16 protein-coding genes are annotated in these 16,025 nt (G+C 65.8%); all 16 read left to right on the forward strand.

Features of this window, described 5'->3' with window-relative positions; all coding sequences use genetic code 11:
* Positions 1-22: 22 nt before the first annotated feature.
* The 16 genes from PU724_RS09005 (at position 23) to PU724_RS09080 (ending at position 15,980) form a co-directional block, all read left to right on the forward strand.
* Positions 23-1,030 carry an ABC transporter permease gene (locus tag PU724_RS09005; RefSeq protein WP_128346162.1) on the forward strand — a complete coding sequence of 336 codons (1,008 nt, stop codon included), beginning with the start codon at positions 23-25 and terminating at the stop codon, positions 1,028-1,030.
* A complete protein-coding gene (locus PU724_RS09010) occupies positions 1,023-1,871 on the forward strand; it encodes an ABC transporter permease (RefSeq protein ID WP_127391693.1) in 849 nt (282 codons plus the stop codon). The genes PU724_RS09005 and PU724_RS09010 overlap by 8 nt, the downstream gene beginning before the upstream one ends.
* Positions 1,868-2,749 carry an ABC transporter ATP-binding protein gene (locus PU724_RS09015; RefSeq protein ID WP_135857715.1) on the forward strand — a complete coding sequence of 294 codons (882 nt, stop codon included), beginning with the start codon at positions 1,868-1,870 and terminating at the stop codon, positions 2,747-2,749. Before PU724_RS09010 ends, PU724_RS09015 begins: the two co-directional genes overlap by 4 nt.
* Positions 2,742-3,572, forward strand: coding sequence for an ATP-binding cassette domain-containing protein (locus PU724_RS09020; protein ID WP_354420241.1), 831 nt, complete (start codon positions 2,742-2,744; stop codon positions 3,570-3,572). The genes PU724_RS09015 and PU724_RS09020 overlap by 8 nt, the downstream gene beginning before the upstream one ends.
* Before the next feature lie 69 nt (positions 3,573-3,641).
* Positions 3,642-4,241 (forward strand): VOC family protein, encoded by a 600-nt coding sequence (locus tag PU724_RS09025; protein WP_354420242.1) that lies wholly within the window; start codon positions 3,642-3,644, stop codon positions 4,239-4,241.
* Between the two features lie 128 nt (positions 4,242-4,369).
* A complete protein-coding gene (locus PU724_RS09030) occupies positions 4,370-6,664 on the forward strand; it encodes a bifunctional salicylyl-CoA 5-hydroxylase/oxidoreductase (protein ID WP_354420243.1) in 2,295 nt (764 codons plus the stop codon).
* A complete protein-coding gene (locus PU724_RS09035; protein WP_354420244.1) occupies positions 6,661-7,434 on the forward strand; it encodes an SDR family NAD(P)-dependent oxidoreductase in 774 nt (257 codons plus the stop codon). The genes PU724_RS09030 and PU724_RS09035 overlap by 4 nt, the downstream gene beginning before the upstream one ends.
* Entirely contained in the window at positions 7,428-7,898 is a 471-nt protein-coding gene (locus PU724_RS09040) for a MarR family winged helix-turn-helix transcriptional regulator (protein ID WP_127285418.1), read from the forward strand. The genes PU724_RS09035 and PU724_RS09040 overlap by 7 nt, the downstream gene beginning before the upstream one ends.
* Complete coding sequence (locus PU724_RS09045; protein WP_354420245.1) at positions 7,895-8,707, forward strand: enoyl-CoA hydratase family protein; 813 nt, start codon at positions 7,895-7,897, stop codon at positions 8,705-8,707. Before PU724_RS09040 ends, PU724_RS09045 begins: the two co-directional genes overlap by 4 nt.
* Positions 8,708-8,917: 210 nt before the next feature.
* On the forward strand, positions 8,918-10,066 hold the full coding sequence (locus PU724_RS09050; RefSeq protein WP_354420246.1) for an acyl-CoA dehydrogenase family protein: 1,149 nt from the start codon (positions 8,918-8,920) through the stop codon (positions 10,064-10,066).
* 49 nt (positions 10,067-10,115) lie between these two features.
* Positions 10,116-10,511, forward strand: a complete 396-nt coding sequence (locus PU724_RS09055) for a RidA family protein (RefSeq protein WP_354420247.1) — start codon at positions 10,116-10,118, stop codon at positions 10,509-10,511.
* A gap of 442 nt (positions 10,512-10,953) precedes the next feature.
* Complete coding sequence (locus PU724_RS09060) at positions 10,954-11,682, forward strand: GntR family transcriptional regulator (protein WP_128273802.1); 729 nt, start codon at positions 10,954-10,956, stop codon at positions 11,680-11,682.
* A 167-nt stretch (positions 11,683-11,849) separates the two neighbouring features.
* Positions 11,850-12,989 (forward strand): aminotransferase class V-fold PLP-dependent enzyme, encoded by a 1,140-nt coding sequence (locus PU724_RS09065; RefSeq protein ID WP_354420248.1) that lies wholly within the window; start codon positions 11,850-11,852, stop codon positions 12,987-12,989.
* Between the two features lie 100 nt (positions 12,990-13,089).
* Complete coding sequence (locus tag PU724_RS09070) at positions 13,090-13,875, forward strand: substrate-binding periplasmic protein (RefSeq protein ID WP_354420249.1); 786 nt, start codon at positions 13,090-13,092, stop codon at positions 13,873-13,875.
* Positions 13,876-13,981: 106 nt separating this feature from the next.
* A complete protein-coding gene (locus PU724_RS09075; protein WP_127282835.1) occupies positions 13,982-14,659 on the forward strand; it encodes an amino acid ABC transporter permease in 678 nt (225 codons plus the stop codon).
* 40 nt (positions 14,660-14,699) lie between these two features.
* Positions 14,700-15,980, forward strand: a complete 1,281-nt coding sequence (locus PU724_RS09080; protein ID WP_354420250.1) for a cysteine desulfurase-like protein — start codon at positions 14,700-14,702, stop codon at positions 15,978-15,980.
* Positions 15,981-16,025: the final 45 nt, after the last annotated feature.

Genomic DNA, 16,025 nt, shown 5'->3' on the forward strand with positions numbered 1-16,025 from the left:
TTTCATCCGGGCATACAGGCTGATGCTGCTGCAAAGATTCCTCGTTCGTCTGCTGACGATGCTGGTCACGCTGTTCGGCGTGGCTGTGGTCGTCTTCGTCGTCATCCGGGTGGCGCCCGGTGACCCGATCGCGATGATGCTGCCGCCCGGCGCCAGCGATGACGATATCGCGCGGCTGCGGGCGCTCTACGGGCTCGACAAGACCATCGTGCAGCAGTTCTTCATCTGGCTCGGCGGCGTCCTGCGCGGCGATTTCGGCACCTCGATATCGCTGCGGCAGGATGTGCTGGGGCTGGTCTTCGACCGGCTGCCGGCGACGCTGGAGCTTGCGACCGTGGCGCTTCTGATGGCGGTGGCCATCGGCGGCACGGCGGCGATCCTTGGGGCGCGCGAGCGCGGCACGGCGTTCGAGGCCGGCATCGACATCGCCAGCGGCACGGCGCTCTCCATCCCCGATTTCCTGTGGGGGCTGGTGCTGATCCTGCTGTTCGGCGTGCTTGTCCCGGTCTTCGACATTTCCGGCCGGGTGTCGCCGCAACTCGACCTGCCCTTCGTCACCCAGTTCTATCTCGTCGAGAGCTTGCTTCGGCTTCGCTTCGATCTCACCTGGGACCTGCTCAAGCACATGCTGATGCCGGCCGTGGCGCTGGCGCTGCCGCTGGCCGCGATCATCGCGCAATTGCTGAAACAGTCGCTGAAGGAAGTACTCGACCTCGACTATGTCGTGCTGGCGCGCGTGAAGGGCTTTTCGGAGACGCAGGTCATCCTGCGCGAAGCGCTGAAGAACGCGGCGCTGCCGACGTTGACGCTGGTCGGCGTGCAGTTCACCTTCCTGATCGGCGGCACCGTCATCGTCGAGCGGCTGTTCTCCTACGAGGGCCTCGGCAACATGGCGATCGACGCCGTCATCAACCGCGACCTGCCGCTGATCCAGGGCATCGTGCTGGTCTTTGCGCTGCTCTTCGTGCTGATCAATCTCGCCGTCGACATGATGTACGCGCTGCTTAATCCGAGGCTGCGCCATGGATGACGCCCGCATCTCCCGAAGCGGATCGAGCCCGAGGCTTTGGCTGGCCGGCGGCTGGCTGCTGCTCGCGCTGCTGGCGGCAGTCCTTGCGCCGCTGATCGCGCCGCAGGACCCGTTGGCGCAGGACTTGATGCTGGAGCGCCTGCCGCCCTTCTGGCTGGACGGCGCCGAGCCCGGCTATTGGCTGGGCACCGACAGCCTCGGCCGCGATCTGCTCTCACGATTGATCTTCGGCGGCCGCATCGCCTTCATCGTCGCCTTCGCCGCCGCTTCGGCCGCTTGCGTGGTCGGCTCGGCACTGGGGCTGATTGCCGGCTATTTTGGCGGCTGGGCCGATCGCATCATCTCGCGCATCGTCGACATCTGGATGGCCTTCCCGCCGGTGCTGTTCGCCATCCTTCTGGTGGCGGTGCTGGGCACCGGCCTCAGCTCCGTCATCATCGCCATCGCCGTCATCGACTGGACGCGCTTCTGCCGGGTCATCCGCGCCGAGGCGATGGGCCAGGCGCGCATGGACTATGTCGAAAGCGCGCGCATCGCCGGCTATGGCCGTATCGGCATCATGCTGCGCGAGGTGTTGCCCAACGTGCTGCCGTCGATCGTCGCGCTGCTGTCGCTGGAGATGGGCATCGCCGTCATCGTCGAGGCGATCCTGTCCTTCGTCAACCTGTCGATCTCGACCGACGATCCGACCTGGGGCGGCATCATCGCCGAAGGCCGGCTGTCGATCCACCAGGCCTGGTGGGTGCTGGTGTTTCCGCTGATCACGCTGATCCTCACCGTGCTGTCCTTCAGCCAGTTCGGCGAAGCGCTGAAGGCGCGTTTCGATCCGGTGCTGCGATGAGCGCGGCCTGTCTCGACATCCGCTCGCTCAGCGCCGTGCTGCCCAACGGCCAGCGCGTGCTGCGCTCGGTGTCGCTGTCCGTCCAGCCGGGCGAGGTGCGCGCGCTGGTCGGCGAAAGCGGCGCCGGCAAGACGATGATCGGCAAGGCGGTGCTCGGCGTGCTGCCGACCAGCGTGCGCGTCGTCGAAGGCGACATGCTGCTGGAAGGCGAGGATCTCGGCGCCCTGCAGCCCAAGGCGCGGCGCAATTTGATCGGCGCCCGCACGGCGCTGATCCCGCAGGATCCGCTGACCGCGCTCAACCCGTCGCGCCGCATCGGCCCGCAGATGACCGACAGGCTGGTCCGCATCCTCGGCTGGAGCGGCGAGCGAGCCGACAGCCGCATCCGCCAGTTGCTCGACGAGGTGCAGATACGCGACCCCGAGCGCGTGCTGAAAAGCTATCCGCACGAACTGTCCGGCGGCATGCGCCAGCGCGTGCTTATCGCGGCGGCCTTCGCCGCCGAGCCGAGGCTGATTGTCGCCGACGAGCCGACGACGGCGCTCGACGTGACGGTGCAGAAGCAGATCCTGCGGCTGATCGCGCAGCTGCAGCGCGACCACGGCACGGCGATCCTGTTCGTCACCCACGACCTCGGTGTCGTCGCCAAGATCAGCCAGAAAGTGTCGGTGCTCTATGCCGGCAAGGTGGTCGAGGAAGCCGACACCGCCGAGCTCTTCGCAGCACCCCGGCATCCGTACACGCGGGCGCTGATCGCGGCGACGCCGCGCTACACCGACCCCTACGCATCGCTGAAGCCGGTGGACGAAACCGTGCTCGCCGGGCTGGCAGCGGAGATCGCTGCCGCCGACCAGTCCTGGAGGCCAGGCCATGGCTGAGCCGCTGTTCTCCGTACGCGAGCTGAAGGTGGCGCTGCCCGACATGACGCGCAAGCCGCTGATCGGAAGGGCGCCGCTGGCCGAGATCCTGAAAGGGCTGGATTTCGACCTGCCGAAGGGATCGGTGACTGGCATTGTCGGCGAGTCCGGGTCGGGCAAGTCGACGCTCGGCCGTACCTTGGTGCGGCTGCTGGAGCCGAGCGCCGGCTCGATCAGCTTCGAAGGCCGCGACGTCAGCCATCTGTCGGAAGCCGAACTGAGGCCGCTGCGTCGCGACCTGCAGATGATCTTCCAGGACCCGATGTCATCGCTCAACCCGCGCCATACGATCTTCAACATCATTGCCGCGCCGCTGAGGCAGAACAGTCTCGGCGACAGGCTGAAGGAACGCGTGGCGGAAGCGCTGCAGCGGGTCGGCCTGCCGCAGAATTTCGCCAGCCGTTACCGCCACCAGCTCTCGGGAGGCCAGCGCCAGCGCGTCGGCATCGCGCGAGCGCTGGCGCTGTCGCCGAAATTCGTGCTGGCCGACGAGATCGTCTCCGGCCTCGACGTGTCTACGCAGGCGCAGATCCTGACCCTGCTGGAAAAACTGGCGGCCGAAATGGGGCTGACGGTAGCCTTCATCAGCCACGATCTGTCGGTGATAAGGCGGCTCTGCCAGCAGGTCATCGTCATGCGCGAGGGCAGGATCGTCGAGGCCAGCACCACCGATGCGCTGTTCGAAAATCCGAAGCAGGCCTACACCCGCGATCTGCTCGCCGCCATCCCGCTGCCCGAGATCGATCCGGACTGGCTGCGACCACCCGAAAAGGCTTCGGCATAGACCTCTCCGCACGCCGAACAGCGGGCCTCGGATGTGCGTCTTCAGGTCAGCCCGCGAATGGAGGGTGACATGAACTTCGCAAAGCGCGGCGCGCTGCTTGCCGCAATCCTGCTCGGCTCAATGGGAGCGGCCGCGGCAGATTCGATCCCCGGTATGCGCGGCCACGACCACACAGGCATCACCGTGCCCGACATGAAGCAGGCCGTCGATTTCTTCACCAATGTCGTCGGCTGCAAGAAGGCGATGGCGTTCGGCCCGTTCGCCGACGACAAGGGCACGTTCATGCAGGATCTGCTCGGTGTCGACCCGAAGGCGGTGATCGAGGAGATCACGCAGATCCGCTGCGGCTACGGATCGAACATCGAGCTGTTCAAATACACCGCGCCCGACCAGAAGGAGCTGACGCCGAAGAACAGCGACATCGGCGGCTTCCACATCGCCCTCTATGTCGACGACGTCGCCGCCGCGAAGACCTACCTCGACGGCAAGGGCGTCAAGACGCGCATGGGGCCGCTGCCGGTCAAGGAAGGGCCGGCCGCCGGCCAGACCATCCTCTATTTCCAGGCGCCCTGGGGGCTGCAGCTCGAAGCGATCAGCTATCCCGACGGCATGGCCTACGAGAAAGGCGCCGAGACGGTGCTGTGGAGCCCGAAGGATCCGGCCAAGTGACCGATCCGCAGGGCGCACAGGCAATTATTCAATCATGAAACTTCAAGCTTGAAATAATTTCGCTTCGGCGCGATACTGGGAACCGGGACCGCCGTAGCGGCCCCGGAAGCGAAGAGGAGATCGCAGGCATGAAGGTTGCGGTTCTCGGCGGCGGACCGGCCGGGCTCTACTTTGCCATCTCGATGAAGCTGCGCGACGCCACCCATGAGGTGACGGTGTTCGAGCGCAACCGCGCCGACGACACGTTCGGCTGGGGCGTGGTGCTGTCGGCCGAGACGCTCGATAACCTCAGCCGCAACGATCCGGTCAGCGCGGTCTGGATCAAGAAGCATTTCGCCTATTGGGACGATATCGCCGTCATCCATGACGGCGTGCGCACCGTCTCCTCCGGCCACGGCTTCTGCGGCATCGGCCGCAAGCGGCTCCTGATCCTCTTGCAGCGGCGGGCACACGAGCTCGGCATCAAGCTGCAGTTCGAAACCGATATCGCCGACCCCAGGCCGTTCATGGAATCGCACGATCTGGTTGTGGCGGCGGACGGGCTGAACTCGAAAGCGCGCGGCGCCTTCGCCGAAATCTTCAAGCCCGATATCGACACCCGCAAATGCAAATTCGTGTGGCTGGGCACGAACCAGAAATTCGACGACGCCTTCACCTTCATCTTCGAGAAGACGGAGCATGGCTGGGTGTGGGCACACGCCTACCAGTTCGACAGCGAGACCGCGACCTTCATCGTCGAATGCAGCGAGCCGACTTGGGATCGCTTCGGCTTCGGCGCGATGTCGCAGCAGGAATCGATCGCGGCCTGCGAACGCATCTTCGCCAAGCATCTCGGCGGCCATGCGCTGATGACCAACGCTAACCACATACGCGGCTCGGCCTGGATCAACTTCCCGCGCGTGCTGTGCGAGCGCTGGTCCTACAAGAACCTGGCGCTGATGGGCGATGCGGCGGCATCGGCGCATTTCTCGATCGGCTCTGGCACCAAACTCGCGCTGGAAAGCGCCGTAGCGCTGGCCGACTATGTCGAGTCCGAGCCCGACCTCGAGGCGGCATTCCGCAAGTACGAAGACGCGCGGCGCACCGAGGTGCTCAAACTGCAGTCGGCGGCGCGCAACTCGCTGGAATGGTTCGAGGAGGTCGAGCGCTATCTCGGCCTCGATCCGGTGCAGTTCAACTATTCGCTGCTCACCCGCTCGCAACGCATAAGCCACGAGAATCTTAGGTTGCGCGACGCCGAGTGGCTGGGTGGCGCCGAAGAATGGTTCCAGCGCCAGGCGGGCGCCGGCGGCAACAGGCAGCGCCGGGCGCCGATGTTCGCGCCATTCAAGCTACGCGACATGGCGCTCAACAACCGCATCGTCGTGTCGCCGATGGCGCAGTACAAGGCCGTCGACGGCTGCCCGACCGATTGGCATTTTTCGCACTACGCGGAGCGCGCCAAGGGTGGCGCCGGACTGCTTTACATCGAGATGACCTGTGTCAGCCCGGAAGGGCGCATCACGCCCGGCTGCCCAGGCTTTTACGCGCCCGAACATGAGGTGGCCTGGAAGCGGCTGGTCGACTTCGTCCACATCGAGACCGAGGCAAAAATCTGCGCCCAGATCGGCCATTCCGGCGCCAAGGGCTCGACCCGCGTCGGCTGGCAGGGAACGGACGTTCCACTGCCCTCCGGCAACTGGCCGGTGATGGCGCCGTCGGCCGTGGCGTGGTCGCCCGAGAACCAGGTGCCGAAGGCGATGGATCGCGCCGACATGGACAGGGTGCGCGGTGAGTTCGTCGCCTCGGCCGAGATGGCAGCCCGCTGCGGCTTCGACATGCTGGAAATCCATGCGGCGCATGGCTACCTGCTCTCCTCCTTCATCACGCCGCTGACCAACCGGCGCACCGACGACTATGGCGGTTCGCTGGAGAACCGCATGCGCTATCCGCTGGAAGTCTTCCGCGCGGTGCGCGCGGTGTGGCCGGCGGAAAAGCCGATCTCGATGCGCATCTCGGCCAATGACTGGGTCGGCATCGAGGGCGTCACCCCATCCGACGCGGTCGAGATCGCAAAACTGCTGCATGAGGCTGGCGTCGACCTTTGCGACGTGTCGGCCGGGCAGACCTCGATCGCGGCAAAACCCGTCTACGGCCGCATGTTCCAGACACCGTTCTCCGACCGCATCCGCAACGAGGTCGGCATGGCGACGATGGCGGTCGGCAACATCTATGAGCCGGACCATGCCAACTCGATCCTGATGGCGGGCCGCGCCGATCTGGTGGCGCTGGCCAGGCCGCATCTCACCGATCCCTACTGGACGCTGCATGCTGCGGTGGCGCTCGGCGACCGCGGCGTCAAATGGCCGGATCCCTATTTGCCTGGCCGCGACCAGCTCTACCGGCTGGCGGAGCGCGAAGCGGCCGCGGGGCTGAAAGTATGAGCGCGGCTCAAGCAATCGCCGGCAGGCACGCGCTGGTCACTGGCGGCGGCTCAGGCGTCGGCAAAGCCATCGCACTGGCGCTGGCGGAAGCGGGCGCCAACGTCACCATCTGCGGACGGCGCGAGGCGGCGCTTGCCGAAGTCGCGAAGGAGAATGATCGCATCTTTGGCCTCGCCGCCGATGTCACGAACGAAGCCGAGATAACGGACGCCTACCAAAAGGCGGAGGCCGCGCGCGGGCCGGTGGACATCGTCGTCGCCAATGCCGGCATGGCCGGCAGCGCGCCGGCGCACAAAACCTCGCTCGCCGACTGGCAGCGCACGCTCCAAGTCAACCTGACCGGCGCCTTCCTGACGGTGAAGCCGGCGCTGGCCGGCATGCTGGCGCGCAAGTCGGGACGCATCGTCTTCGTCGCTTCGACGGCCGGGCTGAAGGGCTACGCCTATGTGGCCCCTTACGTCGCGGCCAAGCACGGCGTCGTCGGCCTGATGCGGGCGCTCGCGGCCGAAACCGCCAAGTCCGGCGTCACCGTCAATGCAGTCTGCCCGGGCTTCGTCGACACGGAGATGCTGGAGCAGTCCATCCAGCGCATCGTCGACAAGACCGGCCGGGCTGCCGATGAAGCACGCGCAAGCCTTGCGGCGACGAACCCGCAAGGGCGCTTCATCCAGCCTGAGGAGGTCGCCGAAGCGGTGTTGTGGCTGTGCGGCGACGCCGCCCGCTCGATCACCGGACAGGCGATCTCGGTTTCGGGAGGCGAGACATGGTAGCCGGTCCGCTGCCCACGCATTCCGGTCCCGGCAAGGACAGGCTGCGCCTGTGGATCAGGCTGCTGCGCGCCTCGCGCACGATCGAGGCCGAACTGCGCGAACGGCTGAAGACGGAATTCAACACCACGCTGCCGCGCTTCGACGTGATGGCGGCGCTCTACCGGTCGCCCGAAGGCATGCTGATGAGCGACCTGTCGCGCTTCCTGCTGGTGTCGAACGGCAATGTCACCGGCATCGTCGACCGGCTGGTGTCGGAAGGGCTGGTGACGCGGGCGCGCCGCAACGGCGACCGCCGCACGTCGATGGTGCGGCTGACCGAGGACGGCTCGAAGGCATTCGCGGAGATCGCCGCCGCGCATGAGAATTGGGTCGGCGAACTGCTCGGCAACGTCAGTGAGGAAGAGGCGCGCCGGCTGACCGGCATGCTGACTTCGTTCCGCAGCAATTGGGAGGGACGCGAATGAGCGCCATGGCCAATCTCAAGCCCAAGCATTTTCTCTGGGATGTCGAAGGCAAGGTCGCCAGGGTCCGGCTCGACCGCCCCGAGCGCAAGAACCCGCTGACCTTCGACAGCTATGCCGAACTGCGCGACACGTTTCGCGATCTCGTCTATGCCGACGATGTCGACGCCGTGGTGTTCCTGCCCAATGGCGGCAATTTCTGCTCGGGCGGCGATGTCCACGACATCATCGGGCCACTGGTCAAGATGGACATGAAGGCGCTGCTCGCCTTCACCCGCATGACCGGCGACTTTGTCAAGGCGATGCTCAACTGCGGCAAGCCGATCATTTCCGCTGTCGACGGCGTGGCGGTCGGCGCCGGCGCCATCATCGCCATGGCCTCCGACATCCGCATCGCCACGCCGGAAGCCAAAACCGCCTTCCTGTTCACCCGCGTCGGTCTTGCCGGCTGCGACATGGGCGCCTGCGCGATCCTGCCGCGCATCATCGGCCAGGGCCGCGCCGCGGAGCTGCTCTACACCGGCCGTACCATGAGCGCGGCCGAAGGCGAGCGCTGGGGTTTTTACAACCGGCTGGTGGAGCCGACCGCGCTCGAGGCCGACGCGCTCGACATGGCGGCACGCATCGTCTCCGGCCCGACCTTCGCGCATGGCATCACCAAGACGCAGCTCAACCAGGAATGGTCGATGGGCATCGACCAGGCGATCGAGGCGGAAGCGCAGGCGCAGGCGATCTGCATGCAGACCGGCGATTTCGAGCGGGCGTACAAGGCGTTCGTGGCGAAGGAAAAGCCGGTGTTCGAGGGGAATTAGCGATGAATGGTTTTCGCCCAGGCACCCCCCTCTGGCCTGCCGGCCATCTCCCCCGCAAGGGGGGAGATTGGCTGCCTCCACGCCGCCGCCCATCCTGCAATGCCGGCGATTGGCGAAAGCATAGCTTTCAGCTGATCTCCCCCCTTGCGGGGGAGATGTCCGGCAGGACAGAGGGGGGTGTGAAGGAACGCGACGCAGGAGGCTTTCGCCATGCCTGACCGTTCCTTCCTCAACTGGCCCTTCTTCGAGGAGCGCCATCGCCAGCTCGCCGACCAGCTCGACGCCTGGTGCGCGAAGAACCTGCCGGTCGACCATCACGATGTCGACGCCGCCTGCCGGGAGCTGGTGGCTAAGCTCGGCCGTGACGGTTGGCTGAAGCCGACGGCGCTCGACACGGACAATCCCGGACCGCTCGACGTGCGCACGCTCTGCATCACGCGCGAGACACTGGCCCGCCATGACGGGCTGGCCGATTTCGCCTTCGCCATGCAGGGGCTCGGCACCGGCGCGCTCAGCCTGTTCGGCACGCCGGAACAACAGCATTGGCTTGACCAGACGCGGGCCGGCAAGGCGATCTCGGCCTTCGCGCTGTCGGAGCCGCGCTCCGGATCGGACGTCGCCAACATGGAAATGACGGCCACGCGCGACGGCGACGATTATCTGCTGACCGGCGAGAAGACCTGGATTTCCAATGGCGGCATCGCCGATCTCTACATCGTCTTCGCCCGCACCGGCGAGGCGCCGGGCGCCAAGGGGATTTCCGCCTTCATCGTACCGGCCGAGACCGAAGGCCTGAGCATCGCCGAGCGGCTGGAGACGATCGCCCCACACCCGCTGGCGCGACTGTCATTCGACAACGCCCGCGTCCCCGCTTCCGCGCTGATTGGCAAGCCCGGTGACGGCTTTCGCATCGCCATGTCGGTGCTCGACGTGTTCCGCTCGACCGTGGGTGCCGCGGCACTCGGTTTTGCCCGTCGTGCCCTGGACGAGAGCGTTAGTCGCGCCGCTGAGCGCGAACTGTTCGGCGCGCCGATGGCGGACCTGCAGATGGTGCAGGGCCACATCGCCGACATGGCGCTGGACGTCGACGCCGCGGCGCTTCTCGTCTACCGCGCCGCCTGGACCAAGGACATGGGCGCCCCCCGCGTCACCCGCGAGGCGGCGATGGCGAAGCTGTTCGCCACCGACCGCGCGCAGGAGGTGATCGACACGGCCGTGCAACTGCATGGCGGCGACGGGGTGCGCAAGGATCACATCGTCGAAAGCCTCTATCGCGAGATCCGTGCGCTGCGCATCTATGAAGGCGCATCCGACGTGCAGAAGGTGGTGATCGCGCGGCAAGTGATGGGAGCGGCGTGAAATTGGTCCATGCCTTGCAAACCGCATTTGAATTAGGGGGAGTCTAGTCATGCACACCATCCTGCAGCCGGAAGGCTGGGCAAAGCCCATCGGATACTCCAACGGCGTCGCCGCGCGCGGCCGGCTGGTGTTCGTCGGCGGCCAGGTCGGCTGGAACGCCGAGTGCCGTTTCGAGACCGACGATTTCGCTGGCCAGGTGCGCCAGACGCTGGCCAACATCGTCGCGGTGCTGGCGGAAGCGGGCGGCGAGCCGCATCACATCACTTCGATGACCTGGTATTTCACCGACAAGGCCGAGTATCTCGCCAACCTCAAGGGGATCGGCGAGGCCTACCGCGCGGTCATCGGCCGACACTTCCCGGCCATGGCCGCCATGCAGGTGATGGCGCTGGTCGAGGACCGCGCCAAGGTGGAGATCCAGGCGACGGCGGTCATTCCGGAGTGAGGCTTCGGACTGAAGCTTCGGCTCTGCTTGGCCGGCCTCCATCAACGGCAAGCAATCCACCTGCTGCCCATCTTGGGACTGCTAATGTTCAGATGTCGGCGCCGCCCCTCACCTGCCTGCCGGCATCCTCTCCCCGTATAGTGACGGGGAGAGGGGCGCTGTCGCCGGCGGTTTCGCCACTGACCAACGTTGCGGGATGGGCGCCTAGCTGCGGCCGCTCCCTTCTCCCCGTCATTATACGGGGAGAAGGTGCCGGCAGGCGGATGAGGGGCAGCGCTGTCGTTTGAAGGCATAGGCCCGATTCGATCAGAGATCATCGCCTTGACTATTCGAACCGCCGCTTGGCTCTAAACACAAACTGTGATCAGATGATCACGCTTGCTTCGGCGGGCGCACTCGGCATCGCACATAGCTTCTGCCGGCATCTGAGGAAAGCAAAACCGTGGCTCTGGGCTTCGAACCCGTATCGGGACGCATCACCGTCCAGGATGGCGTCTACCAACAGCTCCGCCATGCCTTGATGGTCGGCAGCTTCGATCCGGGACAGGTGCTGACCATCGCCGCGCTGGCCGAGGCCTTCGGCACCTCAAACATGCCGGTGCGCGAGGCCTTGCGGCGGCTGGCGGCGGAAAACGCGCTGGAGATCTCGCAGAACGGCTCAGCCTGCGTGCCGGTCGTCACGCGGGCGCGGCTCGACGACCTCTGCCGTGCCCGCCTGGCGGTCGAAGGGCTGGCGGCCGAGCTCGGCGCGCCGCGCCTGACAGCGGTCGAGATCGCCAGCCTGCAGCGCATCACCGATGACCAGCAGGCGATCGGCCGCGACGGCAGCATCTATGAGCTGATCGCCAAGAATCAGCAGTTCCATTTCATCATCTACCGCGCCTCAGGCTCGGACGTGCTGTTTCAATTGATCGAAACGCTGTGGCTGCGCTTCGGCCCCTATATGCGGCTGTTGTCCAACCACGTGGCGCCGCTGATGCGCGCCGGAACCATGGAACCGTCCGGCCGGCATATCGCGATCATCGCCGCGCTGAAGGACAAGGACTTTGCCCGCGCCCGCGACGAGGTGGTGGCCGACATCACGGCGACCCAGATGACACTGCGCGCCATCTGCCCCGATGTGCCAGAGCCCAAGACGGTCGACTTCACCGGTTTCGGCAAAGCTTCCTGATCTTCCTCAGCGTCGGGCTGACCCAAAGACCGAGAAGGTCCTGTCGCGGCCGCGCTGGACCAAAGCAATCGGCTGCTTTTTGGCACCTTGCCGTTTTTCTTTAGCCTTAAAGGATTGATCCCCGCTCCGTTTTGTGATCACATGATCACAAGGGAGCGAGACAGAAGATGTCCGGCTATTTTCTCTACCACTCGATCGGCACTTTCCCCGGCAAAGCCGAGCGGATGGCTGCCGCGCTGGCGGACTTCTCCGGCATCTGGTCGGCGGAAGACGATGGCCAGTGGCCGGCGGCGCTCGCCGCGCGGCAGCGCTTCATCGATGCCTGGATCAGGCTGATCGGAGCACCACACGGCACGCTCACCACGGCCGAGAATGTCACCGCCGCGCTCTACAGCCTGATCGGCGCCTTGCCCTCCGAGCGTCTGGCGGGAAAGCGCCTGCTGGTTGCCGCCGACTGTTTTCCGAGCCTGCATTTCCTGCTGGCAGGCTTGGCCCAACGTTTCAATTTCACGCTCGACACCGTGCCGCTCAGGCCTGGCGAAAGCTGGGTGCGCGACGAGGATTTCGTCGCCCGCTGGCAAGAGGATGTCGGGCTGGCGCTCATCACCTTCGTGACCTCGACGGCCTCGCACCGCTGCGACGTGGCGAAGCTCGCGGCGCATGGCCGGGCGATGGGCAGCATCGTCGGCGTCGACATCACGCAAGGGGTCGGCGTGGTGCCATTTTCCGTTGCCGCGACGCCGGTCGATTTCGTCGTCTCGACCTCGCTCAAATGGCTGTGCGGCGCCTCCGGCGCCGGCATCTTGCAAGTCGCGCCCGACCTTCTTTCGACATGCCGGCCGGAGCTGCGCGGCTGGTTCAGCCAGCCGAATCCGTTCTCCTGGGATCTCGACGCTTTCAGCTACGCAAGCGACGCGCGCCGCTTCGACCACGGCACGCCGGCGATCCTGGCCAGCGTCGCCTCGCTGCCCGGCCTGCAATGGGTGGAAGAGACCGGCATCGACGCCATCCGCGCGCAGAACGCGGCGCATGTCGGGCGCATCATCGACGCCGCGATGAGCAATGGCTGGACGATCCGCTCGCCGCTCGATGCGGAGAAACGCGGCGGCAGCGTGATGATCGGCCTGCCGCAAGGCGTCGAGGCGGCGAAGCTCGTTGCGACGCTGCGCGACGAGCAACTTTACTGCGACGCCCGCGGCACGACGCTCAGGCTGTCGCCCGGCATGGTCACGACGAGCGCGGCGGTCGATGCGCTGATTGCGGGGCTGCGGGAGCAGATCGGCTCGCGCCAGCGCCGCGCATCCTGATTTCAGGCGCCGCCTCGCCTGCGGCGTCCGGGAGCTGGACGCCGAAAGGGGCGGAAGAGGAAATGCGCCACGCGAAGTGGCCGAACCAGAGGGAAGCAACATGTTCAAACGTCTAGGACTGATTGGCGTGGTCATCGCTGCCGGCGTCGCCTTCGCCGCGCCCGCCTTCGCCGACAAGATCATGGTCGGCGCCTACCCGGCCAACCCGCCATGGGAATACAAGACCGATTCCGGCGGCTTCGAGGGTTTTGAGGTCGATGTCGCCAACGACGTCGCCAAGCGCATCGGCGCCGAGGTCGAGTTCCAGGATCTCGGCTTCCAGGCGCTGTTCGCGGCGACCGCTTCCGGCCGCATCGACTTTGCCGTGTCGTCAATCTCGATCACCAAGGAGCGCCTGCAGAACCAGGGCTTCACCCAGGCCTACTACGACAGCGACGGCACCATCGTCGGCAAGGCGGACTCGACCATCAAGACGCTCGACGACTTGAAAGGCAAGACCGTAGGCGTCATCGCCGGCTCGACCGGCGAAGCCTATATGAAGGAGAACGCCGGCAAGCTCGGCGTCGCCGAAACCAAGAGCTACAACGCCCAGCAGGACCTGCTGCTCGACGTGCAGAACGGCCGCATCGACGGCGGCGCCGGCGAGCTCGCCGGCTTCCTGTTCGCGATCAAGCAGATGCCGGCGCTGAAGATCCTGGTGCGCATTCCGACTGGCGAGCGCTTCGCCATGATGACCAAGAAGGGCCACCCGCTGCTCGAAAAGGTCAACGACGCCATCACCGCGATGAAGAAGGACGGCACGATGGCCGCGATCCACAAGAAGTGGTTCGGCGTCGATCCGGAAGCCGGCACCAGCACGGTGACGCCGGGGCCGATCCCGCAATAGGGCCAGCAGTCGCAAACTCGCACGAGAGCGCCGGTCACGGCCGGCGCTCTCGCTTCGACCATTCGGATCCGCCTGCGCGGCGGGCCGCGTCTAACGGGTGACGCCGATGGAGCTGATCGACACCTTCTTCAACTGGGGCATCCTCGTCCGATCGTTTCCGATCCTCATCCGCGGGCTCGGCAACACCATCCTGCTCGGCTGCGCCGCAATCGTCTTCGGCACCATTGCCGGGCTGGCGATCTGCCTGATGCGGCTCTATGCGCCGAAGCCGCTGAGGCGGCTGGCGATCCTCTACATCGACATCTTCCGCGCGCTGCCCATCCTGGTGGTGCTGATCCTGATCTATTACGCCCTGCCCTTCGTCGGCATCCGCCTGTCGTCCTTCGTGTCGGCGGCCCTTGCGTTGTCATTGGTGCTTGCCGCCTTCACGGCGGAAGTCTGCCGCGCCGGCATCGAGAACATTCCCAAGGGCCAGTTCGAGGCTGCCGCAGCGCTCGGCCTGCCGTTCTGGGTCGCCATGCGCAAGGTGATCCTGCCGCAGGCGATCCGGGTCGTCATCCCGCCGCTGACCAGCAACTGCGTCTCGGTTTTCAAGGACACCGCGCTGGCCTCAGTGGTGGCGATGCCCGACCTTCTGAAGCAGGCCACCGACGCGCAGGCGCTGATGGCCAATCCGACGCCGCTGATCGGCGCCGCAATCATCTATCTCGCCTTCCTGTGGCCGCTGGTGCGGCTGGTCGGCTACCTCGAAGAGCGCGGCAAGGCCCGGTCCGGCGCGCACTGATCCCACCCCGAGCGGCATCGATACACCGAAGGAGACATCCGTGAACCAACACCATATCTCGAAGGCGCAGGACGGCGCCGCTTCGTTCCCGGTCGAAAAGATCCGCGCCATGTTCCCGGCGCTCAGCCAAGCGGGCGAGTTCATCTTCATGGACAATGCCGCCGGCGCGCAGATCCCGCAAAGCGTGCTCGACGCGGTGACCAACCATCTGGTCGGGTACAATGTGCAGCGCGGCGGCCGTTATGGCCGCAGCGTCACCGTCGACCGGTCGGTCGCCGAGGCGCGCGACAGCGTGGCGCTTTTGATCAACGCCTACAGCCCGTCGGAAATCTGCTTCGGCATGAACGCCACCTCGTTCATCCGCCTGGTCAGCCTCGGCATCGGCCAGATGCTTTCGGAACGCGACGAGATCGTCGTCACCGACATGGACCATGACGCCAACATCGCCACATGGCTGGCGCTGGAGCAGGCCGGCGCCAGGTTCAAATGGTGGCGCATGCGCGAGGACGGCAATCTGCATGTCGACGATCTCAAGCCGCTGCTGTCGGAGCGCACCCGCCTCGTCGCCTGCACGGTGACCGCGCATTCGATCGGCTCGATCGTCGATGTCGCCTCGGTGGCCGGGATCGCGCATGCCGCCGGCGCCGAAGTGTTCCTCGACTGCGTGCATTACGGCCCGCACGGTCTGATCGACGTGCAGGCCTGGGACTGCGACTATCTCGTCTGCTCCGGCTACAAGAATTTCTCACCGCATATGGGCTTTCTCTGGGGCCGCTTCGAAACGCTGAAGCGGCTGCCGACCTTCCGCGAGGATTTCATCCCCGACGAGCCGCCCTACAAGGTCGAGGCCGGCACCTTCATCTACGAGAACGTCTCGGGCATGGACGCGGCGGTGCGTTATCTGGAATCGGTCGGCCGCAATTTCCTGGCCGAGAACAACCGCTCGCGCCGCGACAACATCGTTGCCGGCATGAACGCCATCCGCGATTACGAGCTGATGCTGGCGCGCGAGATGCTGAAGGTGCTCAAAGACTGCGGCGCCACCATCTACGGCGTCGCCGACGAAGCGCGCCTGCATGAGCGGGTGCCGACCTTCTGCTTCAACATCGGCAAGCTGTCGCCGCAGCGGATCGTCGAGGAGATGGCCGAGCTGCAGATCGGCATCCGCGACGGCCACATGTACGCGCCACGGCTGATGAAGCGGCTCAACCTGTCGATGGACAGCGGCGCCATCCGCGCCTCGCTGGTACACTACAACACGGTTGAGGAAGTGCATCGCTTCGGCGAAGCGCTGCGGGCGATTATCGCGAAGCTGTCGTGATGTGACGACCTTTGGTCCGAGCCTGCGCAGGTCATCGGGAGGGGC

The organism is Mesorhizobium abyssinicae (assembly GCF_049887195.1).
GTDB lineage: Bacteria > Pseudomonadota > Alphaproteobacteria > Rhizobiales > Rhizobiaceae > Mesorhizobium > Mesorhizobium abyssinicae.